Source organism: Novilysobacter selenitireducens (assembly GCF_020026895.1).
GTDB classification, from domain to species: domain Bacteria; phylum Pseudomonadota; class Gammaproteobacteria; order Xanthomonadales; family Xanthomonadaceae; genus Lysobacter_C; species Lysobacter_C selenitireducens.
In genome coordinates, this window is the sequence record NZ_JAINZW010000002.1 from 391,125 (window position 1) to 413,919 (window position 22,795).

The following is a 22,795-nucleotide window of genomic DNA, read 5'->3' on the forward strand; positions in this document are numbered from 1 at the left end:
CCGCGAACCGGAGCCGGTTCCCCGGTGTGCCATCCGATCGCGGCTGATGCCGCTCCTACAGTGCTGGCGCGGGCTGGGGCCTCGCCGGCCTGCGGGTTATCCTGCCGCCTTCGCCCACGGAGCCGTCCATGGACTCGACGCCGCGTATCGCCTTCCTTGCCAGCCGCGCTGAAGACGCGCAACGTGCGTGCGCCGAACTGGTCAAGCTGCACGGCGACCACGCGCCGGAAGACGCCGACATCCTGGTGGCGTTGGGCGGCGACGGCTTCATGCTGCAGACGCTCCACCGCCACGGCAGCCTGGGCAAGCCGGTGTACGGCATGAAGCTGGGCACCGTGGGTTTCCTGATGAACCAACAGCGGGTCGATGGCCTGGTCGAGCGCCTGCACGCGGCCGAGCCGGCGGTGCTGCGGCCGCTGGAGATGGTGGCGCAGACCGAATCCGGCGCATCGGTCGGCTCGCTCGCCTACAACGAGGTCTCGCTGCTGCGCCAGACGCGCCAGGCCGCGCACCTGTCGATCGAACTCAACGGCCAGGTCCGGCTCGACGAGCTGATCTGCGACGGTGTGATGGTGGCGACCCCGGCCGGCAGCACCGCCTACAACTTTTCCGCGCACGGCCCGATCCTGCCGCTGGGCACCAACGTCGTGGCGCTGACCCCGATCGCCGCCTTCCGTCCGCGGCGCTGGCGCGGCGCGGTGATCAAGGCCGATACCGAGGTGCGCTTCCGCGTGCTGGACCCGTACAAGCGCCCGGTCAGTGCCACCGCCGATTCCCACGAGGTCCGCGACGTGGTCGAGGTGATGATCCGCGAGTCCCACGACCGCACCGTGACCCTGCTGTTCGACCCCGAGCACAACCTCGAGGAGCGGATGCTGGCGGAGCAGTTCACCAGCGGGTGAGGATTTTCGCCACGGATGGGCACGGAAGTGGCCAAAGACGTGCCGATCGCTGCAGTTGCGGGGTCTATCGGACGCATACGTCGGATTCCGATCCGTCGTGATCCGTGTCATCCGTGGGAAATACCTGCTTCACCGTCGCACCCCCTGCGACCCGGCGGGTGCAGAATGGCGCCATGCCAGACGCCAATGCCGATCCGCTGATCGTCGCGATCTCCTCGCGCACCCTGTTCGACCTGGAGGACAGCCACGCGCTGTTCGAGGCCGAGGGCATCGAGGCCTATGCCGCGTTCCAGCGCGAGCGCGAGGACGACCTGCTGACGCCGGGCATCGCCTTTCCGCTGGTGCGCAAGTTGTTGGCGCTCAATGAAGGCTCGCCGCCGGAAGCGCCGCGGGTCGAGGTCATCCTGATCTCCCGCAACTCGGCCGACACCGGCCTGCGCATCTTCAACTCCATCGCCCACCATGGGCTGGCTATCAAGCGCGCCGCCTTCAGTAACGGAGCGCCGCCGTTCCCCTACATCCGCCCGTTCAACGCCGACCTGTTCCTGTCGACGCATGCCGAAGACGTCGCCAAGGCGCTGGAAGCCGGCGTCGCCGCTGCGACGTTGCTGCCCGCCAGCGCGCCGCAACACCGCTTCGACCAGCTGCGCATCGCGTTCGACGGCGATGCAGTGATCTTCGACGACGAGGGCGAGCGGGTCTCGCGTGAGGGCGGGCTGGCCGCGTTCGCCGAGCACGAGCGCAGCCGCGCCGGCGAGCCCCTGTCGGGCGGGCCGTTCCGCGGCTTCCTCGATGCGTTGCATCGGTTGCAGGCGGCGTTTCCGCCGGGTCTGGATTCGCCCATCCGCACTGCACTGGTCACGGCACGTTCGGTGCCCGCGCATGAGCGCGTGATCCGCACCCTGCGCGAGTGGGGCATCCGGCTGGACGAGGCGCTGTTCCTGGGTGGCCGCTCGAAGGGGCCGTTCCTGGAGGCGTTCGGCGCCGACATCTTCTTCGACGACTCCGAGCACAACATCGCCTCGGCGCGCGGACTGGTTGCGGCGGGTCACGTGCCGCACGGGATCGCCAACCGGCGTTGAGGGCGAAGCGCAGCGGAATTCCCGGTTCCAAACGTTTGCAGGAGCGGCTTCAGCCGCGATCGGATCCCGCGCAGGCGGACGGTTCGGGTTCGCGGCTGAAGCCGCTCCTACAGACGGCAATTCGCGAACGCTTGGCGTGCCTGGGCACGCGTGATCAGGGCTCGCCCTCGATCCCGTCGAGCGGCAGGCGGATATCAGTGAGCTTCCAGGCAAGCCCCTCGCGCGTCAGCACGAACACCGTCGGGTCGCCCGCCTCGTCATGGACGGTGGCGGTGAAGCGCGACGGCGACTCGAAGCCGTAGCGAGCGTCCTCCAAAGGATTGCGCGGCGCCTGGTGCGCGGCACTGTCGGTACGGTCGATGCCGCCGCCGGTGATGCGGTGAAGCACGCCGCGGCCCTCCATCATCGCGCCCACCCCCGCCGGTGTGGTGAGTGCATCGACCGCGCTGCCTGCAACGCCGCTTGCGATCTGGACGGCGATCGCGCCGAAGGGATGGGACTGCACCTCCGGACCCGCGCGGCGCACGAGGTAGTCGTCCACCTGCACCTTGAGGTTGCGGCGCAGCAGGGTGAAGTCGATGTGCTCGGACAGGGCGGCGCTGTTCTGAGCTTCGACCGCCTTGCGCATCGCATTCACGGTGAGGAACGGACCTGCGGCCACGTAGCCCAGCAGGGCCACGCCCACCACGACCAGCAACACGACAACCTTCTTCATCCACCGCTCCGATCAACCAGGACCCGCCGCAGCTTAGCGGCTCAGGCGACGGGGCGGTCAAGGCGGGGCCGGCGCAGTGGCCGGCCCCGTCGATGTCACCGGGCGATGCGTGCGGCGCGCTCCCGGCGCTCCACCGGCGCCATCCGCGACTGGTCATTGAGCTCCAGTTGCCGCAGTTCGAAAGGCGCTCCGTAGCCCGCCGGCAGGTGCGCACGGTCGAACGCCAGCACCAGGTCGCCACGCCCGGGCGACATCCATTGCGCCGAGTGGGCCACCGATACCGGCCGGGCGACGCCGTCGGGCGCGGTGGCGTACAGCGTGCCGCGCGCTTCGTAGCGTCCGGGCGATGCGGCCTCGACCGGCAGCGTGAACTGCAATCGCCGTGCATCGAAGCGGTAGCCGCCCGCCAGACGGGCGGTGGGCAGCGCCACCGAGAACGCGGTGCGTGCGTCGCGCTGGACCGTGCCGTCGCCAGCAAAGACCTGCACCTCCCACAGCCCGGGCGCGTCGCCGACGTCGTCCGGCACCGAAGCTTGCCCGCGGAGGATGCCGTCGCGGCCGGGCTTCAACGCCACCGGCCAGGTGCGTCCATCCGGGGCCACGAGCAGGCCGCCCGCCTTCACGCCGCGGATCCGTGTCGGGCCGTCCTGAAGGTTGACCGCGATGTCCGCGCGCCCACCGGCCAGCACCCGGTCGCGGCCGAGCGCGGCGAACAGCCGAACGTCACTTTCGGGTTCGAACACGTGCACCACGTAGCGGCCGCGGGCATCGGACGCCTGCACCGAGAACGCGCCGGCGCCCGCGCTGCGGTCTAGCTGCACGGCTGCGGTCCCGTCCGGCACGGCCAGGCCGGCCGCCTGCAATTGCGGTGACGAGTTTCGGCGGGCCAGTGGTACCGCCCGCCCGCCGCGCGTGACGCGTACGGCCCCGGCATCCACCGGAGCTGCGCCTGCGGCCGGGCTGACCCGGACCAGCGCACCCGGCGCGGTGGCCTGCAGTGCGACACCGCGTTGCAGCTCGGCGGCGTCGACAGTCTTCCAGTACTCGCGGCTTTCGGTGACATGGGGCTGCGGTGCGGCGATGTCGGCACCCGGATCGATACGCCAGCTGTACCGGACCGGCGCACGCTCGACGTTCCTTGACGGCGGGGGCGCCTGTACCGCACGCAGCGGTGTCATGTCGCGGCCTCCGCTGGGCAGCATCGGCGTGGTGGGCGTCTGCGCATACGCCGCGAGGGCGCACGTCAGCAGGGCGAGGGCGGAGACATTCGTGATGGTTTTCATGGTCGGTCTCCTCACTGGCCCAGGTCGTTGCGCAGGATGGTGTTCAGCCCGAAGCACGGGCGCCGGCTCTGGTTGTGGCTCAGCGGCTCGCGCCCGGCCATGCGCGACTTGTCGGTGAACCACACGGTGCCGGCGGCCGACTGGCTGGCGCATTCGAGGAACCCGTCCGAGCACGAGTCCAGCCACCATTGCGTCGTCTCCAGTCCGACGTTCTCGGCGTAACCGCCGCAATAGCTGTCAGGGTCCCAGACCGCCGAATCGACATCGCTGCCGACCACGCTGCGGAACACGCGGGGCAGGGCGGGGCGGCCGGCCGTACCGTAGAGGTAGTTGCCGTTGTAGTACGCCATCCAGCTTTCCTGCTGCTGGCGCACTGCGTCCGAGGCGTAACCCAGCAGCCAGCCGAGCGACTGTTCGAACACGTTGCCGTTCATCACCGCGTCCGCCAGAGGCGTGCCGGCCGACGACGGTGCCAGCGCATTGATGCGCACCACACGGTCGACGATGGCGGGGTAGCGGCTGTCCCAGGTCGGGTTGGACAGGATCCAGCGCATCACGTTGCCGCCGTTGGAGTGCGTGATCACTACGAGCCGGGTGATGCCGCGGTTCTGGATGAACGTCGTGAGCTGGCCGGCCAAGCACCCGGCCGCGCCGTCGTCCCACATGTAGCGGGTGAAGTCGCAGTTGATGACGGTGTAGTTGGCCGGGTTCGACAGGCCCTGCCGGACCGAGTCGACCATCGTCGGCGTCCAGTAGTCCTGGTAGGCGTTGCTCTGCTGCCCGGTGCCGTGCACGAACGCGACGCCGGTGTTGGCCTGGACGGCCACGGCCGGCAAGGCGGCCAGCGCGGCCGCCCAAAGATACTTGCGCATGTTCCCCTCCCTGATCCCCAAAGGCGCAGTCCGTCGGCCTCCTGCCATCCGTTGCGCGGTCCCCCGGCGGTCATCCATGCGCCGGCGTATCGGGGCGGACTATCGGGGTGCGCCGAGGCGGTGTCATGCCGCAGTGCGGGAGAACGCCTGTTCAGGCGATGGAACTGGGACGGGCGTCGCTCAGAACTCCAGATCGAGCGCGGCGCAGAGATAGTCGACGAACGGGGCGAGGGACTTCAGGTCGCGCTCCAACGTCTTCAGCAACGCGGGGCCGGTCATCACGGCATCGTCGATGCTTGCGACGGCGACGTGGTTCTTGCGCCGCAGGTCGTCGGCGAACTCGGAGTCGGCCGGGTAGCCGCGCGGCATCCGCACCAGCATGTCGCTCTCGTCCAGGTCGAACCGCTTGCGGAACGCCGAGCCGCGGCTGGCGGCTTTCCAGCTGTCCGGGTTGTCGAGGATGAACTGGCGGATGCGGCGCAGGGTCGGCGTGTCGGGGTGCCACAAGCCGGCGCCGATGAAGCACCGGCCTTCCTGCAGGTGCAGGTAGAACGAGGGCGCGCTGACCTGGCGGCTGCGCTCGTGGAACAGCCGTGCGCCCTGCCACGACTTGTAGGGCGTCTTGTCGTTGGCGAAGCGGGTGTCGCGCTGGATGCGGAACAGCGATCCGCCCACGGTTTTCGGCTCGGCCCGGTAGTGCGGGCTGATCTCTGCCACCACCGGCTGCAGGTCGGTGAGCAGGCGCTGGAACGGTTCGCGCACATGCGCCTCGTATTCGGCCTTGTGCGCGTGGAACCAGGGGCGGTTGTTGTTGCGCGCCAGTCGGCGCAGGAAACGGTAACTTTCGTCGCTGAAGTACGCGGCCATGGCGTGCCTGGGGCGGAAACCGGCGGGCAGTGTCGCGCGCGTCAGGTCAGGCCAGCGTCGAGATCGTGCCGCCAGGCCTCGAGGTGGTCGAGCAGCCCCAAACCACGGCTATTGCCTGCGGCCACGCAGTTCGCGCGCATCGCCGCCAGCTCCGCATCGAACCGCTCGAACGTGTATTCCGACAGGCCGGCATCGCTGCGCAGCCGCCGACGGCGGTACTCGTCCCAGCGCGCCTGTTCGCTGGCCGAGAGGCTGCCCGGCCAGTTGCGGGCGCGGTAGCGCAGCAGAAGCTCGGGCAGGCGCGCATCGCGGAAGCCGAACGCGCGGGTACCCAAGGCCTCGGGCGGCGTGGTACGGACCTCGGCCAGCAGCCGCTTGTCGCCCTCGGCCAGGAAGCCGTCGTACAGCGCGGCATCCGGGTCGGATGGGGTGCGCTCGCGCGTGGCACCGAACACCTGGCGGACCTTCTCGGCCAGCGCCGGCCCTGCATCGCGCAACTGTCGGGAGTGGTCGTCCACGCGGGCCGTGTCGATGCCCAGGCGCGTGAAGTCGGCCTCGCGCAGGTGCGACCAGTCCACCAGCGCCGGGCAGCGGTTGAGGTGGATCTCCTTGAGGGCGATGCGCTCCTCGCCCTCGGGCAGGTCGGCGGCGGGCGTGTACAGCCGGTCGGAAATCTCGTCGGGCGACAGCGAGAGCAAACGCTCGGGCGATTGCGCGAGATCGAAGGCGATCACCCGGCTGTCGATGTACGGATGTCGCGCCAACGGCAGGATCGGGGCTGCGCACAGGCGGCTGGCCGGGAACCGCTGCGAGACGTGCAACACCGGCTGCATCGCGGTGGGGTCGAGCATGCGCGCGGCAAATCGCTTGTCGCGCAGCTTCAATGCGTACTCCCAGAGCCGCGGTTGCGACTCGCGTAGACGGCGCGCCAGTCCGATCAGCGCACGCACGTCCGACAGCGCCTCGTGGGCGTCGCCCTCGCGAACGCCGTTGGCGATCGCCAGGTGCTCGAGCTTGAACGAGGTCGCGCCGTCCTCGCGCTTGGGCCACACCAGGCCGTCAGGGCGCAGTGCGTGCGCCAGCCGCATGACGTCCAGTAGGTCCCAGCGCGAGTTGCCGCCGCGCCACTCGCGCTCGTACGGGTCGTGGAAGTTCCGGAACAGGCCGTGGCGGATGAACTCGTCGTCGAAGCGGATCGAGTTGTACCCCAGCGTGCAGGTTTCCGGCCGGGCCATCTCGTCGATGATCCGCGCGAACGCCTCGGCCTCGCTGACGCCATCGGCCATGGCCTGCTGCGGCGTGATGCCGGTCACCAGCGTCGCGCCGGGCGAGGGCAGCAGGTCGTCGGCGGGCTTGACGAAGAAGCTGATCGGCTCGTCGACCGGGTTGAGGTCGGCGTCGGTGCGGATCGCGGCGAACTGCGCGATGCGCGTCGTGCGCGGATCGGAGCCGAATGTTTCCAGGTCGTAGAAGAGGAAGCTGGCGGGCATTGCTTACGCTCCCTGCTTGCAGGCGCGACTTGGATTCAGTGGCGTGTGGCGGTCGCGACCCACGTCGCTCCTACAGGGCTTCGTCAATGGGCAGCGGCGACAGGCGTTCGCATACGGTCGCATCGACGGCCTCCCAGTCGATCGTATCGAGGCTCGAATGCCCGCGCGTCAGCTCCACCAGCAGCTCGCGCTGCACTTGGCCGCGCTCGAAGGCGATGGCATACGGCAGTCGCCTGAAGGTCACCATCGAGTAGCGCGGGACGAAGCGGTCCGGGTGGCGCTCTGCCAGTGCACGCTCGAGCGCCCGCTGCAGCAGGTAGTCGTCATCGTCGACGCGGTCGCGCATTTCCAGGTAGTTCTCCAGCGCCATCGCCTGGATGGCACGGGCATTGGGCAGCCGCTCGGCCTGGAACGCGGCGAACGCGTCGGCGCACCCGTCGGCACGTTCGAGGTGGTCGGCCAGCGCCACGCAGTCCTCGAACGCGCAGTTCATGCCCTGGCCGTGGAACGGCACCATCGCGTGCGCGGCATCGCCCACCAGCACCGCGCGGCCGTCCAGGTGCCAGCGGTCCAGGTACAGGGTGGCCAGCAGGCCGGCCGGGTTGCGCTCGAAGTCCTGCTCCAGCTGCGGGATCAGCGGCAATGCGTCGGCGAAATCGCGTTCGAACAGGACGCGCGCCTCGTCGCCATTGCGTACGTTCTCGAAGCTCGGGTCGCCCGGGCGCTCGGACTCGTTGGGCAGGAACAGGGTGACGGTGAAGGTGCGTTCGTCGTTGGGCAGCGCGATGCACATGTACCGGCCGCGCGGCCAGATGTGCAGGGCATTGGGCTCGATGCGGAATCCGCCGTCGGCGGCGGGCGGGATCTCCAGTTCCTTGTAGGAGTGGCCGAGAAAGTCGGTGCGCTCGCCCAGTTCCGTGCAGGCCGCCATCTGGCGCCGCAGCGTGGAGCCGGCGCCGTCGGCGCCGACCAGCGCCTTGAAGGTAACCTCGTGCTCGCGCCCGTCGCGCGGGTCCAGGAACGTGGCCTTCTCCGCATCGAAATCGACCCGCTCAAGTCCACGATGGAAGTGGATGCGCGCGCCAGCCTGCTCGGCGATGTCGAGCAGTGTGATGTTGAGCTCGCCGCGGTGGACGGACCAGATCACCTCGCTGTCGTCCCGGCCGTAGCGCTGCAGGTCGGTGTGGCCGTCAGCGAAGTGCACCATGCGTCCGCGCATCATCACCGCGTGGGTCATGACGGCTTCGTCCGCACCGGCCAACTGCAATGCGTGGCGGCCGCGTTCGGCCAACGCCAGGTTGATCGACCGGCCACCCTCGTACCCCTTGAGCCGCGGGTCGCCACGCTTTTCGTAGACGTCGACCGACCAGCCGCGCCGCGCAAGCAGCGTGGCCAGCAGTGCACCGGCCAGCCCGGCGCCGACGATGGTGAGGTGGCGGTCAGCCATGGCGCCAGCCCTCGACCGTGCGCGCGAACCGGAGGATGTCGGCATGCGTGTTGTAGAGCGGGGCAGGGGAGATGCGGATGACGTCGGGTTCGCGCCAGTCGCCCAGCACGCCGTTGTCGGCGAGATGCGCGAACAGGGCGCGACCGTTCTCGCGGCCGCCGGCCACGCGCAGCGACAGTTGGCAGCCGCGTTGCGCCGGGTCCGCCGGAGTGAGGATTTCCAGCCGGTCGGAGAGGCGCTCTCGGATCAATTTTTCCAGATAGCCCGTCAGCCGCCCGGACTTGGCACGCAAGGCCGGCATGCCAACGCGGTCGAACAGGTCCAGCGACGCGCGCAGCGGCGCCAGGCCGAGGATCGGCGGGTTGCTCAGTTGCCAGCCGTCCGCGCCCGGCGTCGGCACGAACTCCGGCCCCATGCGGAAGCGGCTGTTGACGTCATGGCCCCACCAGCCGGCGAAACGCGGCCGGTCGGTGTGCGCGTGGCGTGCATGGACAAAGCAGCCGGCCACCGCGCCCGGGCCGCTGTTGACGTACTTGTAGTGGCACCACACCGCGAAGTCGGCATTGCTGTCGTGCAGGGCGAGATCGAGGTTGCCGGCGCCGTGCGCCAGGTCGAAACCGCAGACCGCACCCTGCGCATGCGCCAGTCGCGCGATTTCCTTCAGGTCGAACGCCTGCCCGGTGCGGTACTGCACGCCGGGCCACAGCACCAGCGCCAGGCGCGGGCCGTGCTCGGCGATCGCGCGCTCGATCGCCGCCATCGTGAACATGCCGCCGGGGCCATCCGGCGCCAGCTCTATCAGGTCGGTGTCCGGATCGAAGCCGTGGAACCCGACCTGCGAGGCGACCGCGTGCCGGTCGGAGGGAAACGCACCGGCTTCGATCAGGATCGCAGGGCGTTCGCGGGTCGGCCGATAGAAGCTGGCCATCATCAGGTGCAGGTTGGCGGTCAGCGAGTTCATCGCCACCACCTCGATCGGCTCTGCGCCGACCAGGCGCGCCAGCGGTTCGCGCACCAGCTCGTGGTAGGTCATCCACTGCGCGCTGCCGGTGAAGTGGCCCTCCACCGCCTCGGTCGCCCACTTGTCCAGCACCTCCTCGACATGCGCACGCGCGCCCCGCGGCTGCAGGCCCAGTGAGTTGCCGACGAAGTAGGCCTGTTCCGTGTCGCCGTGGCGGGGGATGTGGAACTCGCTGCGCAGTGTCGGCAACGGGTCGTTGGCGTCGAGCGCGGCGGCGTGGGTGTCGGTGAAGAGGTCGGTCACTGTGCGATCGTCATGTTGGGTTGCAAGGCGTCACGCCGCCTCTGGAAGTCGATGCTGATAGGGCCTGTGGACGTCGTCATCCCGGCGAAGGCCGGGATCCACTTTGACGTGGACTCCTTCCAGCCAACGGTTTGCGGCGTGCACTTGAAGATGGATCCCGGCTTTCGCCGGGATGACGGACTGGAAGTCTCGCGCGAGCGTGGATGCGAACGTCGTCCCACGATCAGGCAAACCGCGACTTCGGCAGCCCCAGCCACTCCAGCGCCGTGCCGTGGTACAGCCGCGCCTGCTCCTTCTCGTCCAGGCCGAGCGACGCGATGCCGGCGCCGGGCTCCTGCTCGCCCAGCGGGAACGGGTAGTCGGTACCGAGCATCACCCGGTCCACGCCGCAGGTGTCGAGCAGGTAGCGCAGGGCGTGGTCGTCGGCCACCCAGGAGTCGAAGAAGAACCGGTCCAGGTACTCGCGCGGGTTGCGCGGGTTGTCGGTGGCCACGAGGTCCGGGCGCATGTTGAAGCCGTGCTCGATGCGCCCGATGGTGTAGGGAAAGCTGCCGCCGCCGTGGGCCATGCAGACCTTCAGCTTGGGCAGGCGCTCCATCACGCCGCCGAAGACCAGGCTGCAGGCCGCGCGCGACTGCTCGGCCGGCATGCCCACCAGCCAGGGCAGCCAGTACTTGGGCATCGTGTCGGTGCCCATCATGTCCCACGGGTGGACGAGGATCGCCGCGCCCAGGTCGTTGGCGGCCTGGAAGAACTCGAACAGCTCCGGCGCATCCAGGTTCCAGTGCTGGCCCGACGCGCAGTTGACGTGGCTGCCGATCTGCACGCCCTGCAGGCCCAGCTGGTCCATGCAGCGCTCCAGCTCCTGCACCGCCAGGCGCGGCGACTGCAGGGGCACCGTGCCGATGCCGGCGTAGTGGCGCGGGTGGGCGCGGCAGGTTTCGGCCATGTGGTCGTTGAGCGCCTGGTGCAGCTCCAGCGCGTGGTGCGGCTTGGCCCAGTAGCTGAACATCACCGGCACCGTGCTGATGACCTGCACCTGCACCCCGAAGCGCGCGTAGTCGTCGATGCGCTCCTGCGCATCCCAGGTCTTGGACCAGATCTCGCGGAAGAACTTGCCGTCCTTGTAGATGCGGTGGCGCCCGTCCTCGGTGTGGTGGATGACCGGGAACCGGTCGTCGCCGTACTTGCGCGCCAGGTCCGGCCAGTCGCGCGGAAGGTAATGGGCGTGGATGTCGATCTTCAGCATGGAATGTCCAGTTCGGCCGGCTCAGGTGATGTCGGCCTGGGAATCGGCCTGCATCTCGTAGCGGCTGGGGCGCGGGTTGAGCGTGCCGCACTGGCTGCAGGTACGCAGCGCATCGTCGCGGTAGAAGCGCTCGAACACGCGGAAGAAGTCCTGCTCGATGTCGACCAGGTGGAACTGCTCTTCGTACAGCTTGTGGTTGCACGAGACGCAGAACCACATCAGCGCGTCGTCCTCGTGGTCCAGGCGCTTGCGCTCGATCACCAGCCCGACCGAGCCGGGCATGCGCTGCGGGCTGTGCGGGATGCGCGGCGGCAGGTAGAAGATCTCGCCGGCGCCGATGCGGATGTCGCGCGGCTTTCCGTCCTCCTGGATGCGAAGCACCATCTCGCCCTCCAGCTGGTAGAAGAACTCGGGGCCTTCCTCCCAGTGGTAGTCGGTGCGCGCATTGGGCCCGCCGACGATCATCACGATGTAGTCGCCGTCCACGATGCACTTGTTGCCCACCGGCGGCTGCAGCAGGTGGCGGTACTCGTCGATCCAGGCCTGGAGGTTGATGGGGGCGGGCAGGGTCATGGGGTGTCCTCGCGGCGGCGTGTCGTCGCCTGGGCGTCAGTCGCGGATCGCGGCCACGCACTTGAGTTCGATGGCGATCTCGGTGGGCAACGCGCTGATGCCCAGCGTGGTGCGGCACGGCGCGGTGTCGATGTCGGGGAAGTATTCGGTCCACACCGCGTTGTAGGCCTTGAAGTCGTGCTTCATGTCGGTGAGGTAGACGGTGACGTCGACCAGGTCCTCCCAACGGGCGCCGCTGGCTTCAAGCACGGCGCGCACGTTGGCGAATACCACGCGCGTCTGCGCGTCGACGTCATAGCTGATCAGTCGCCCCTGCGCGTCATGCACGTTGCCGACGATGGCATTGGTCGCCGCATCGCGCGGGCCGATGCCCGACAGGAACAGCAGGTTTCCGACGCGACGGGCGTGCGGGTACTGGCCCACCGGGGGTGGTGCGGATCGGGTGCGGATGGTGTCGCTCATGGCTGCGTGCTCATCGGTCTTCGCGGTCGGCGCGGATGCGCGCCAGCGCCTTTTCGTACAGTGCATCGGCCTCGTCGGGAGCGTCGACATCGATGCCCAGGTCGTGCACCCGGCCGTCCCGGAGGGTATACACCCAGCCGTGCACGGCCAGCGATTGTCCGCGCGCCCATGCATCGCGCACGACGGTGGTTTCGGTCACGTTGACGACCTGCTCGAGCACATTCAGCTCGCACAGCCGGTCGTGCTGCAGCGCCTCGTCGCCCGCGTCGGACAGGCACCCGGAATGCTTGTCGGCGACATCGCGCACGTGGCGGATCCAGTTGTCGGCCAGCCCCACGCGGCGGCGGGTGAGGGCAGCATGCACGCCGCCGCAGCCGTAGTGGCCGACCACGAGGATGTGCTTGACCTTCAGGACGTCCACGGCGAACTGGATCACCGACAGGCAGTTCAGGTCGGTGTGCACGACCACGTTGGCGATGTTGCGGTGGACGAAGACTTCGCCCGGCGACATGTCGATGATCTGGTTGGCCGGCACCCGGGAATCCGAGCAGCCGATCCACAGGTACTCCGGGGCCTGCTGCCCTGAGAGCCGCTCGAAGAAGGAGGGGTCCTCCGCGCAGACGCGCTCGGCCCAGTCCCGGTTGCGTTGAAGGAGGTCGTCGAGGGCGGTCATACGGCGTCCTCGCGAGCGGTTTCGAAATGCATGCGGCGGACCAGTGCCCGCGAGGCTGCACAGACCCAGGCCAACACCAACCCCGCAGCGACCAGTACAACCAGCGGCACAGAGAGTGCGACCGTGCTGACTTGCGTTGTGACAAGCGTCAGCAGGAAGCCGGCGACGACAATAGCCGCTGAGACCAGCGCCATGGCATAGCCCACTCGCTGCACCACACCCAGTAAGTTCAGAACATCATGCTGCTTCATCAAGACTCCAACTGGATGCCGACGTTCGTCGGCTCGGTGAAGAATCGCATCGCTTCCATGCCACCTTCGCGCCCCATGCCCGACGCGCCGGTGCCACCGAACGGCGTGCGCAGGTCGCGCATCAGCCATGTGTTGATCCAGACCATGCCGGCGCGAAGGTCGGCGGCTATGCGGTGGGCGCGGTCGAGGTCGCGCGTCCACACCGACGCGGCCAGTCCGTAGTCACCCGCATTGGCCAGGGCGAGCGCCTCGTCGTCGCTGTCGAACGGCTGCAGTGTGACCACCGGTCCGAAGATCTCCTCGCGGTTGGTGGTGCAGTCGGGGCCGAGGCCTTCGATCACCGTGGGCGCGACGAACCAGCCCGGCCGGTCGAGTGCCTGGCCACCGCACAGCACCGTCCCACCCTCATTGCGGGCGCGCTCGATGGCGGCGACGACCTTGTCGAAATGGGCCTGCGAGACCAGCGGGCCGAGGCGGTTGTCCTCGTCGATGGGATCGCCCACCCGCAACGCCAGCGCGTGCTTGACCAGGGTGTCGCGGAACTCGCTGTAGATACTGCGCTCCACCAGCACGCGCGACCCGCACAGGCAGATCTGCCCCGAGTTCTGGAAGGCCGACCTCACCAGCGTGTCCATGTGCTCGCGCCAGCGGCTGTCGGCGAACACCAGCGTCGGATTCTTGCCGCCCAGCTCCAGCGACACCTTCTTGAGCAGGGGCGCGGTCACGCCGGCGATGCGACGGCCCACGGCGGTGCTGCCGGTAAAGGACACGGCGCGCACCTTCGGGTGCGCGACCAGCGGCTCGCCCACGTTCGGGCCGGCGCCGTGGACGATGTTGAGCACGCCATCGGGGAAACCGATGCCTGCCGCGAGCTCGGCAAGCATCGTCGCGGTTACCGGGGTGACCTCCGACGGCTTGGCGACCACGGTATTTCCGGCGGCCAGCGCCGGTGCGATCTTCCAGGTGAACAGGTACAGCGGCAGGTTCCACGGCGAGATCGTGGCAACCACGCCCAGCGGGCGGCGCAGCGTGTAGTTCAGGCCGGCCTGGCCGTGGTGCGATTCGCTGGCGAACTGGGTGGCCGCGTGGGCGAAGAAGCGCAGGTTGGATACCGCGCGCGGGATCTCGGCCTCTCGTGCCAGCCGGATCGGCTTGCCGCCGTCGCGCGACTCGGCGTGGGCGAAGTCGTCCAGCCGGCCTTCCAGCGCGTCGGCCAGCTTCTCGAGCCAGCGGGCGCGCTCGCTGTTGGGCAGTGCCGACCACGCGGGGAATGCACGGGCCGCAGCGTCGATCGCCTCTTCGACGACATCGGCGCTGCCGGCCGGAACTTCAGCGAAAGGGCGACCCGACGCGGGATCGTGCACGTCCAGCCATCGGCCGTCGGAGGCGTCCCGGGGTTTGCCGTCGATCCAGTGCGAAAGGCGCATCCGGCAAGCTTAACGCGGGCGTCAACCGCTTGCCTTGCCTCCCCAACGTTGCGTGCCCGGCGCTGCGTGCCGTGCGCGGGCGTATGGCGGGCGGGGCGTCAGATCGACTGCATGCGGCCGCCGTCGACGGCCAGGCTGACGCCGTTGATGTAACCCGCTGCCGGCGAGCACAGGAACGCGATCGCCGCGGCGACTTCTTCGGGACGCGCAAAGCGCGCGGCCGGCACCGTCGCCTTCATGCCGTCGGCGACCTGCTGCTCCGACTTGCCGGTATTGCGTGCGCGGTCGCCCACGATCTGGGCGATGCGGCCGGTTTCGGTGAAACCCGGCAGCACGTTGTTGACGGTGATGCCCTGCGAGGCGACCTCGCGCGACAGCGTCTTGGCCCAGGCGGCTACCGCGCCGCGCGTGGTGTTGGACACGCCGAGACCCTGGATCGGCTCGCGCACCGAGGTCGACACCACGTTGACGATGCGTCCCCAGCCCGCCGCCTGCATGCCGGGCAGCACCGCCTGCGCGAGGGCCTGATTGGCCAGGAGGTGGCGCGTGAACGCCTGCAGGAACGCATCCGCCGTCGCGCTGGCAACCGGGCCACCCGGCGGGCCGCCGGTGTTGTTGACGAGGATGTCGATCCGGCGCTCGCCCGCCAGCGCGCCGACCTTGTCAGCAAGCGCATTCGTCTGCGAGACGTCGGCGGTAATGCGCCCGTGGCGCTGTCCATTGCGGGCGGGCAGGGCATCGACCACGGCCTGCAGGGCTTCGGCGCGTCGGGCCAGCACCGTGACGCTGGCGCCGAGCAATGCCAGCTCGTGGGCGGCGGCGCGGCCGATGCCCTCGGAGGCGCCGCAGACCAGCGCGTGCTTGCCAGAAAGGTCGAGGTCCATGCCGTATACCTTTGATTTGAAGTGAATTTTGTCAGTGCCGGGTGGCGAGCTTCCGGACCATCAACGGTGCCAGGCGTTCATCGTCGTCGGCCTGCGGCGGATCGAGTTCGGCCATCGTGAAGCCGCGAGCCTGTGCGTCGTCCTCGTCCATCCCGTCGTACTCGACGAACTCGGCATCCATGAGCGCCGCGCGGGCGCTGTCCTCGCTGTCGTAGGGCAGGGTGTTGCCGTCGCTGTCCAACACCTCGGCGGTCCCGGCCTCGCGCACCCGCAGTCGCGCCCACACCACCGTGCGGCCCAGCGTCGCCAGCCACCAGCGGTCGTTCGTATCGGTCGTCATGCAAGCACCATCGAGAGAAGCCAGAGCAGGCCGGAGCACACCAGCGCTCCGATGATCGTCACCAGCGACACCCACGCCGGCGTCGCCAGCCCGTTGAGGTTGCGGTCGCCCGCGGCGCGGTAGTCGCGGCGCAGCAGCCACGCGATCACTTCGGGCCTGGCGAAGGCGCCTTCGCCAAGCTCGTCAGCGAGCGCCGGGTGGCGGTCGCGGATGTGGACCAGGGTCAGCGGCCAGAAGATGACGAACGCCGTGAAACCGGCAATCGCCACGCCGACGAAACACAGGGCGGCAAACAGGATCATTTCAACTCACTCGGGGACGGCTCAGCCATCAGTACTCGGCACTGCCGGGCGCGCGCGGGTAGGGGATGGCATCGCGGATGTTGGACAGCCCGCAGACGTAGACCACCAGGCGCTCGAAGCCCAGGCCGAAGCCCGAATGCGGCACCGTGCCGTAGCGACGGAAGTCGCGGTACCAGCCGTAGTGCTCGGCATCCAGACCGAACTGCGCCATGCGCGAATCCAGCACGTCCAGGCGCTCCTCGCGCTGGCTGCCGCCGATGATCTCGCCGATGCCCGGCGCCAGCACGTCCATCGCCGCGACGGTCTTTCCGTCGTCGTTGAGGCGCATGTAGAACGCCTTGATGTGCTCGGGGTAGTTGTAGACCACCACCGGGCGGCCGACATGCTGCTCGGTCAGCCAGCGCTCGTGCTCGGTCTGCAGGTCCAGGCCCCATTCGACCGGGAATTCGAACGTGTGGCCAGACTTCTGCAGCAGGCCGATGGCATCGCTGTAGTCGATGCGCTCGAACGGCGCGTTGATGAAGGCCTCCAGCCGGGTGACAGCGTCCTTCTGCACGCGCTCGGCGATGAACGCCATGTCGTCGCCGCGCTCGTCCAGCACTGCGCGGAACAGGTACTTGAGGAAGTCCTCGGCGACCTGCGCGTTCTCCATCAGGTCGGCGAAGGCGATCTCCGGCTCCACCATCCAGAACTCGGCCAGGTGGCGGGTGGTGTGGCTGTTCTCGGCGCGGAACGTCGGCCCGAAGGTGTAGACCTTGCTCAGCGCCAGGCAGTAAGCCTCGACGTTGAGCTGGCCCGACACGGTCAGGAAGGTTTCCTTGCCGAAGAAGTCGCGGCTGAAATCGACGTTGCCCGCCTTGTCGCGGGGCAGGTTGGCCATGTCCAGCGTGGAGACGCGGAACATCTGGCCCGCGCCCTCGGCATCGGACGTGGTCACGATGGGCGTGCTGATCCAGTAGTAGCCCTGCTCGTGGAAGAATCGGTGCACCGCCTGCGACAGGCAGTGGCGGATGCGGGTGACCGCGCCGAACAGGTTGGTGCGCGGGCGCAGGTGCGCGACCTCGCGCAGGAACTCCAGCGAGTGTGCCTTCGGCTGTATCGGGTAGGTTTCCGGGTCCTCGACCCAGCCGACCACTTCGATCGACGACGCCTGGATCTCGAACGACTGGCCCTGGCCCTGCGACTGCACGAGGTCGCCACGCGCGATGACCGAGCAGCCGGCGCTCAGGCGCTTGATCTCGTCCTCGTAGTTGGGCAGCGAGCTGGGCGCCACCACCTGGATCGGCGCGAAGCACGAGCCGTCGCTGACATTGACGAAGCTCAGCCCGGCCTTCGAATCGCGCCGGGTGCGAACCCAGCCGCGGACCGTGACTTCGCCGCCGGCGGGCACCTTGCCCGCGAGCGCCTGCTGGACGCTGACCACCGTCATGCCTTGATTCCTCGCGTGTGCGGACCGATATAAGAACGCCGCAGTCTACTTGAACGGGTCGCGTCGCAGTCAGCCCCGCCGGGGTATCCGCCGTACAATCCACGGCCTGCCGCGCCATCCACCGCCGGAGTCCAGATGAGCATCACCCTCAGCCCCGCCGCGCTGGCCCGAGTCCAGCGTTACCTGTCCGAAACGCCCGACGCCATCGGCCTGCGGTTCGGCGTGACGCGTACCGGTTGCTCGGGCTGGCAGCACACCGCCGACCTCGCCAAGGACCAGCGCGAGGGCGACACCGTGTTCGAGCAGGACGGCGTGCGCATCCTCGTCGACGCGCTGAGCCTGCCGATCGTCGACGGCACCACCATCGACCTCGTCCAGCAGCGCCTGGGCGAGCAGTTCGTGTTCCGCAATCCCAATGCCGCCGACGAGTGCGGCTGCGGCGAGTCGTTCACCACCGACGAGAGCCGCGTCGCCTGAGGTCCGGGCTGCAGACTGCGTGTCCGCCCGCACCGCGCCCCGGGACTTTCGTCATGGGGGTGCCGGGGCAGGGCGGGGCTAGACTCGGGGGTTCGTTCCCGGGGAGTCCGCCATGATCCGCAACCTTCTTCTGTCCGCCGCCATCTCCACCGCGCTGGCGGCGGCCGCGTTGCCCGCGCCCGTCCATGCACAGGCTTCGGCCAGCGAGACTCGCTCGACGCTTGCCGACAACACCCCCGAGAGCCGCGCCCTGCACGCGCTGTTCGACGCCGAGTGGGAGCGCGGCATGCGCGAGAGCCCGGAGACCGCCAGCTACCGTGGCGACCACCGGTTCAACGACCGCTGGAGCGATCTCAGCCTCGAGGCCCTCCGTGCCCGCCAGGCCGCCGACCGCGCCGCTCTGGAGAAGCTGCGCGCCATCGACCGCGACGCACTGTCGGAGGCCGACCGACTGAGCTACGACGTGTTCGCGTGGCAGCTGGAGCGCTCGGTCGAGCGCCAGAAGTACAACGAGTGGCAGCGCCCGCTGAGCCAGCGCGGCGGCATCCAGACGGCCGAGGGCATCGCCGAGGTGCTGCCGTTCCGCGACGCCGACGACTACCGCGACTGGATCAAGCGCCTGGAAGGCATCCCGACCCTGGTCGAGCAGACCACAGGGCTGATGCGCGAAGGACTGGCCGCCGGCAACACGCCGCCGCGCGTGCTGATGGAGCGTGTGCCCGGCCAGATCGAAAGCCAGCTGGTCGATGATCCGACCGAAAGCCCGTTCTACAAGCCGTTCACCCGGATGCCCGACAGCATCCCCGCGGCCGAGCGCCAGGCGCTGCAGGCCAGCGCGCAGAAGGCGATCCGGGAGTCCGTCATCCCGGCCTACCGCGACTTCAATACGTTCTTCAACGACGAGTACCTGCCGGTCACGCGCGAGACCATCGCCGCGGTCGACATGCCCGACGGCAAGGCCTACTACGACTTCCTCGTCGGCCAGTTCACCACTACCGACCTGACCGCCGACGAGGTCCACCAGATCGGCCTGAAGGAAGTCGCGCGCATTCGCGCCGAGATGGAGCAGGTGCGGCAGGAGATCGGCTTCGATGGCGACCTGGCCGCGTTCTTCGAGCACCTGCGCACCGATCCGGACCTCTTCTACGACAGCCCCGAAGCCTTGCTGGAGGCCTACCAGGCGATGTCCAAGCGCATCGACCCGGAGCTGGTAAAGGTCTTCAAGACCATCCCACGCCTGCCGTACGGCGTGCGCCCGATCCCCGACAACATCGCACCGGACACCACCACGGCGTATTACCAGCCGGGCGCCGTGGACGGCACCCGGGCCGGCTACTACTACGTCAACCTCTACAAGCCCGAGGTGCGGCCGAAGTGGGAAATGATGGCGCTGAGCCTGCACGAGGCCGTGCCGGGCCATCACTTCCAGTTCGCCCGCGGCCAGGAGCTGGGCGACGTGCCGATGTTCCGCAGGGTGGGGTACTTCACCGCCTATGGCGAGGGCTGGGGCCTGTATGCCGAGCGGCTGGGCTACGACATGGGCCTGTACGACGACCCGTACGACCGCATGGGGCAGCTGGCCTACGACATGTGGCGCGCCGTGCGCCTGGTGGTCGACACCGGCATGCACAGCAAGGGCTGGAGCCGCCAGCAGGCCATCGACTACTTCATGGACAACTCGCCCAAGACCCTGCAGGACGTCACCAACGAGATCGACCGCTACATCGGCTGGCCCGGCCAGGCGCTGGCCTACAAGATCGGCCAGCTGAAGATCTCCGAGCTGCGCGCCGACGCCGAGCGCGAACTGGGCGACGACTTCGACCTGCGTGCGTTCAACGACGCCGTGCTGTCGACCGGCTCAGTCCCGCTGGAGACGCTTGAGCGGCACATGCGGGAGTGGATCGCGGGGCAGATGAAGGGGTAGTACCCCGCGCTGTCCTCGTCCTGCCGGGGCGCGCCTAATGCGTCCCCGGCCCGGGCGAGGGATCCATGCGCAGGGCGCAGGTGCTCGTGGCTGCACCCGCGTACGTGCGACGACGAGGCCCACGGCGCCGGTCAGCACGCTGTGCGCGTTCGATGCGGATCCAGTGCGCAAAGCGCGCAAGCCCTGCGTCCAGTGCCGTGAACTGTTGCGGGCCAAAGGTGGCTTCGAACAGCCGGGTGTCGGCCGTTGTCTCCGTCGCGTCAGCCGGGGCAGGCGGCGCGAACTGGAGCCGGGCCTTCCGTCCCAGTGCACGCGACAGTGAAGACACGAACGCCGGCAGCGGCGTGGAAACCGGGTTGCCGATATTGAACACGCGGGCCTGGTCAGGTTGCCCCGCGGCAGCCTCGCCCGGGGACTGCAGTACGCGGACCACTCCGTCGACGATGTCGTCGATATAGGTGAAGCTCCGCGCATTGTGGCCGTGGTTGAACAGCACCACCGGCGACCCGTCCAGGATGGCGTTGGCAAACAGCATCGGCGCCATGTCGGGACGCCCCCAGGGTCCGTACACCGTAAAGAATCGCAACCCGGTACAGCGCATCGCGTACAGGTGTGCATAGCTGTAGGCGATGAGCTCGTTGGCCTTCTTGGTCGCGCCGTACAGGCTCAACGGCCGGTCGGTCGGCGCGTCTTCCGCAAGAGGCTGGCCCCCACCTTCGCCATAGACCGAGCTGCTGGACGCGTATACGAAATGGTCCACCGCGTGGTGCCGCGCGGCCTCCAGCACATTGACGAAGCCGACCAGGTTGCTTTCGACATACGCGTGGGGATCGACCAACGAGTGTCGGACGCCTGCCTGGGCGGCCAGATGCACGATCCCCTTTGGCCCGTATTGCCTGCACATGGCCGCCACCAGCCCGGGTGCGGCAATGTCGCCCCGGACATGGATGTAACCGCGCTGCCCGGTCAGCGCCTCGAGCCGGCGCGCCTTGAGCCCGGGGTCGTAGTAGGGATTGTGGTTGTCGATGCCGACCACCTGGTGGCCCAGTGACAGCAGTTGGTGCACGACATGTGCGCCGATAAAGCCGGCGCTGCCGGTGACGAGGATCATGGGGAAGGGGCCTTCGCAGCGGGAGGAAGTGCCGGGTCATCCGCGCGGGGTAGGGCGCGATGCTGCCGGTCGGCATGGGGGCAATGGCCGCTCCAGGCGGTGCCGGGGACCAGATACCAGTCGCGGCGGTTGGACCGGCCGATGGCAACGGTGAGCCGGCGATCCAGGCAGGGACGCAGGGCCGATGCCGGCACCAGCAGCCAGCGGTGTGAAGGGTCGCGTTGAAGCCAGCGTCCCGCGTCATTCCACTGCGCATCCACTGGACGCTCGAAGCCGAAGTCGCGCACCGGCCGGTCGGCTTGCAACATCAGCTGCTCGGTCCAGGCCACCAGCCCCAGCTGGACGTCTGCGTCGAGGTGCGTGCCCACGGCCTGCATCAGCCGTCGACCGGAGCTGCTGGCATCCAGAGCGGGCGTCAGCCCCACGCCGTACCCCGTCAGCAGGATTGCCGTCGACAGCACCGTCGCGAGCGCCGGCCTATGACGTGCAAACACGGCGGCCGCCGCGCCCACCCCCGCGCCCATGCCCAGTAGCCATGCAAACAGACGCGTTTGGTCGCTCGCACTGATGGCCCGTTCCTGCTCCAGGATGCTGGCCAGTCCCTGCACGTCTGCCAGACCACCTGCGCCGATCACCACCAGCCCGAGCGCAAGCAGGATCATGTAGCCGGCCAACGCTTTTCGTGGTCCTGGCTGGCGCAGCAGGCCGCGCAGCAAGGGCGCCGCTGCCAGGCAGAAGGCCGGCAGGGCAGGCAGGATGTAGACCTCCCGCTTGCCCGGCGACAGAGAAAAGAACAGAAGCACCAGCAGGCCCCACCCGAGCAGAAGCCACTGTCGCGGCTCGCGTCGGCGTAATCTCCGCCACCATGCAGGCAGGAGCCACGGCGCCAGGATCACCCCTGGCAGCCACAGGGTGCCGATCACCTGCAGGAAGTACCAGGGCGGTTGCTGGTGGTGCCAGGGGTTCGCGTAGCGCGTGCCTGTCTGGCGGAACAGCAGGTCCTCCACGTAGCCGTGAACCGCGGCGTCCTGCGAGCCCAGGGCCATCCAGAGCATCGGCGCCAGCCATATCGACGCACCGGCGATGAACCCCACCGCTACCCACATGCCTGCAACGGGACCGGTGCCGCGCAGCCGGGCGGGGAGGGCACGCCAGGGCACGAACAGCAGCAAGGGGAGGAACCCCACCCCCTTTGTCACCGTGCCGATGCCTGCCGCCAGGCCGCCCAACGCGGCCAGGCTACGGTCACGCCGCACCAGCAGATGACGCGCGAAGGCCCAGAGCGCGAGCGTCGTGAACAGCAACAGCACGATGTCGATCTGGGCGCGCTTGGCCTGAAGGCCGAACTGCAACGTTGCGAACAGGGCGGCCACGGCGTACAGCGCGATGCGCGGGTTCCATAACCGCCGCGCAAGGTCCCACGTCAGCCATAGCGTGCCGAGCGACGCCAAGAGGGAAGGGAGCAGGAATGCAGTCCGCCAGTCCCGCGTCAGCAGGAAGGTCGACGCCTGCAGCCACATGAACACCGGCGGCTTGTGGGAGTACAGCTCAGAGCCGCGGTGCGGGAAGAGCCAGTGGCCGTTGTCCACCATGTCCTTGGCCGCCAGGACGAACCGCGGCTCGTCCGGCGGTGCCGGGTCGCGCATGCCGATTCCCGCAGCCAGAGCCGCGAGCATGAGGAGCATCAAGCCCACGCGGTCGAAGTGGGTGCTGCGGTAGGCGCTGCGCGGCGCATTCATGCGGCAAGTGTTGAGCGGCCCGCCGGGAGAAC

23 protein-coding genes are annotated in these 22,795 nt (G+C 68.8%); 4 read left to right on the forward strand and 19 right to left on the reverse strand.

The genetic code is table 11. The annotated features are described in order from the left end of the window. The first annotated feature begins 128 nt into the window (after positions 1–128). Complete coding sequence (locus tag K6753_RS05580) at positions 129–902, forward strand: NAD kinase (RefSeq protein ID WP_223675211.1); 774 nt, start codon at positions 129–131, stop codon at positions 900–902. A 173-nt stretch (positions 903–1,075) separates the two neighbouring features. Next, complete coding sequence (locus tag K6753_RS05585; protein ID WP_223675213.1) at positions 1,076–1,984, forward strand: 5'-nucleotidase; 909 nt, start codon at positions 1,076–1,078, stop codon at positions 1,982–1,984. A gap of 154 nt (positions 1,985–2,138) precedes the next feature. Here the strand turns inward: K6753_RS05585 and K6753_RS05590 are convergent, their stop codons facing one another. The 17 genes from K6753_RS05590 to asnS all read right to left on the reverse strand — a co-directional run bounded on the left by K6753_RS05590 (position 2,139) and on the right by asnS (position 17,512). Next, positions 2,139–2,699 carry a DUF2939 domain-containing protein gene (locus tag K6753_RS05590; protein ID WP_223675217.1) on the reverse strand — a complete coding sequence of 187 codons (561 nt, stop codon included), beginning with the start codon at positions 2,697–2,699 and terminating at the stop codon, positions 2,139–2,141. 95 nt (positions 2,700–2,794) lie between these two features. Further along, a complete protein-coding gene (locus tag K6753_RS05595; RefSeq protein ID WP_223675218.1) occupies positions 2,795–3,982 on the reverse strand; it encodes a DUF4785 domain-containing protein in 1,188 nt (395 codons plus the stop codon). Between the two features lie 11 nt (positions 3,983–3,993). Then, complete coding sequence (locus K6753_RS05600) at positions 3,994–4,854, reverse strand: alpha/beta hydrolase family protein (protein ID WP_223675219.1); 861 nt, start codon at positions 4,852–4,854, stop codon at positions 3,994–3,996. A gap of 180 nt (positions 4,855–5,034) precedes the next feature. After that, positions 5,035–5,721: a DUF2461 domain-containing protein gene (locus K6753_RS05605; RefSeq protein WP_223675220.1), complete on the reverse strand. Its 687-nt coding sequence runs from the start codon at positions 5,719–5,721 to the stop codon at positions 5,035–5,037. A gap of 41 nt (positions 5,722–5,762) precedes the next feature. Beyond that, entirely contained in the window at positions 5,763–7,211 is a 1,449-nt protein-coding gene (gene sbcB, locus K6753_RS05610) for an exodeoxyribonuclease I (RefSeq protein ID WP_223675221.1), read from the reverse strand. Positions 7,212–7,281: 70 nt separating this feature from the next. Then, on the reverse strand, positions 7,282–8,658 hold the full coding sequence (locus K6753_RS05615; RefSeq protein WP_223675222.1) for an FAD-dependent oxidoreductase: 1,377 nt from the start codon (positions 8,656–8,658) through the stop codon (positions 7,282–7,284). Then, the gene (gene kynU, locus K6753_RS05620; RefSeq protein WP_223675224.1) at positions 8,651–9,922 is read right to left on the reverse strand and encodes a kynureninase; all 1,272 of its coding nucleotides are present in this window, start codon (positions 9,920–9,922) and stop codon (positions 8,651–8,653) included. The genes K6753_RS05615 and kynU overlap by 8 nt, the downstream gene beginning before the upstream one ends. Positions 9,923–10,145: 223 nt before the next feature. Next, a complete protein-coding gene (locus K6753_RS05625; RefSeq protein ID WP_223675226.1) occupies positions 10,146–11,171 on the reverse strand; it encodes an amidohydrolase family protein in 1,026 nt (341 codons plus the stop codon). 21 nt (positions 11,172–11,192) lie between these two features. Beyond that, positions 11,193–11,744: a 3-hydroxyanthranilate 3,4-dioxygenase gene (locus K6753_RS05630; RefSeq protein ID WP_223675227.1), complete on the reverse strand. Its 552-nt coding sequence runs from the start codon at positions 11,742–11,744 to the stop codon at positions 11,193–11,195. 36 nt (positions 11,745–11,780) lie between these two features. Beyond that, the gene (locus tag K6753_RS05635; RefSeq protein WP_223675229.1) at positions 11,781–12,206 is read right to left on the reverse strand and encodes a RidA family protein; all 426 of its coding nucleotides are present in this window, start codon (positions 12,204–12,206) and stop codon (positions 11,781–11,783) included. A gap of 10 nt (positions 12,207–12,216) precedes the next feature. Further along, entirely contained in the window at positions 12,217–12,879 is a 663-nt protein-coding gene (gene can, locus K6753_RS05640) for a carbonate dehydratase (protein ID WP_223675230.1), read from the reverse strand. Then, positions 12,876–13,130: a hypothetical protein gene (locus K6753_RS05645; protein ID WP_223675232.1), complete on the reverse strand. Its 255-nt coding sequence runs from the start codon at positions 13,128–13,130 to the stop codon at positions 12,876–12,878. The genes can and K6753_RS05645 overlap by 4 nt, the downstream gene beginning before the upstream one ends. Beyond that, a complete protein-coding gene (locus K6753_RS05650) occupies positions 13,130–14,557 on the reverse strand; it encodes an aldehyde dehydrogenase (RefSeq protein ID WP_223675233.1) in 1,428 nt (475 codons plus the stop codon). The genes K6753_RS05645 and K6753_RS05650 overlap by 1 nt, the downstream gene beginning before the upstream one ends. Positions 14,558–14,655: 98 nt before the next feature. Continuing rightward, a complete protein-coding gene (locus tag K6753_RS05655) occupies positions 14,656–15,441 on the reverse strand; it encodes an SDR family oxidoreductase (RefSeq protein ID WP_223675235.1) in 786 nt (261 codons plus the stop codon). A 31-nt stretch (positions 15,442–15,472) separates the two neighbouring features. Then, positions 15,473–15,781: a hypothetical protein gene (locus K6753_RS05660; RefSeq protein ID WP_223675237.1), complete on the reverse strand. Its 309-nt coding sequence runs from the start codon at positions 15,779–15,781 to the stop codon at positions 15,473–15,475. Beyond that, positions 15,778–16,083 carry a hypothetical protein gene (locus tag K6753_RS05665; protein WP_223675238.1) on the reverse strand — a complete coding sequence of 102 codons (306 nt, stop codon included), beginning with the start codon at positions 16,081–16,083 and terminating at the stop codon, positions 15,778–15,780. The genes K6753_RS05660 and K6753_RS05665 overlap by 4 nt, the downstream gene beginning before the upstream one ends. Positions 16,084–16,111: 28 nt before the next feature. After that, positions 16,112–17,512 carry an asparagine--tRNA ligase gene (gene asnS / locus K6753_RS05670; RefSeq protein ID WP_223675240.1) on the reverse strand — a complete coding sequence of 467 codons (1,401 nt, stop codon included), beginning with the start codon at positions 17,510–17,512 and terminating at the stop codon, positions 16,112–16,114. 135 nt (positions 17,513–17,647) lie between these two features. On the opposite strand from asnS, the gene K6753_RS05675 reads away from it, so the two are divergent. Together K6753_RS05675 and K6753_RS05680 are read left to right on the forward strand one after the other, a co-directional pair. Further along, entirely contained in the window at positions 17,648–17,989 is a 342-nt protein-coding gene (locus K6753_RS05675; protein WP_223675241.1) for a HesB/IscA family protein, read from the forward strand. A 112-nt stretch (positions 17,990–18,101) separates the two neighbouring features. Beyond that, entirely contained in the window at positions 18,102–19,913 is a 1,812-nt protein-coding gene (locus K6753_RS05680; RefSeq protein WP_223675242.1) for a DUF885 domain-containing protein, read from the forward strand. A 34-nt stretch (positions 19,914–19,947) separates the two neighbouring features. Here the strand turns inward: K6753_RS05680 and K6753_RS05685 are convergent, their stop codons facing one another. Continuing rightward, positions 19,948–21,024, reverse strand: a complete 1,077-nt coding sequence (locus K6753_RS05685; RefSeq protein WP_223675243.1) for an NAD-dependent epimerase/dehydratase family protein — start codon at positions 21,022–21,024, stop codon at positions 19,948–19,950. Next, positions 21,021–22,763: a glycosyltransferase family 39 protein gene (locus K6753_RS05690; RefSeq protein ID WP_223675245.1), complete on the reverse strand. Its 1,743-nt coding sequence runs from the start codon at positions 22,761–22,763 to the stop codon at positions 21,021–21,023. The genes K6753_RS05685 and K6753_RS05690 overlap by 4 nt, the downstream gene beginning before the upstream one ends. Positions 22,764–22,795: the final 32 nt, after the last annotated feature.